Annotated in this window: 1 protein-coding gene; it reads right to left on the reverse strand. The window is 62.5% G+C overall.

The window, feature by feature from the left end; translation table 11 throughout:
- On the reverse strand, positions 1 to 291 hold a 291-nt coding region (locus SxD43FB_RS24475), incomplete at both ends, for a transposase (RefSeq protein ID WP_141249682.1).

The following is a 291-nucleotide window of genomic DNA, read 5'->3' on the forward strand; positions in this document are numbered from 1 at the left end:
GATGACCGGCGATGCGGGCGAGGACGTCAGCGAGCCAAGCCTGGGGATCGACGTCGTTGAGGCGACAGCTCTGAATGAGTGAAAACATGATGGCGGCGCGCTGACCGCCGCGATCGGAGCCGCAAAATAGCCATGCTTTCCGCCCGAGTGGCACACAGCGCAGCGCCCGTTCCGCTGCGTTGTTCGTGAGGCATACCCTCCCATCGATGAGGAAGCGGGTGAAGGCGTCCCAGCGCCGGAGCATATAGTTGATGGCCTTGGCGAGATCATGGTTACGCGACAGCTTGGCGA

This window comes from Sphingobium sp. D43FB (assembly GCF_002312805.1).
Classification (GTDB): domain Bacteria; phylum Pseudomonadota; class Alphaproteobacteria; order Sphingomonadales; family Sphingomonadaceae; genus Sphingobium.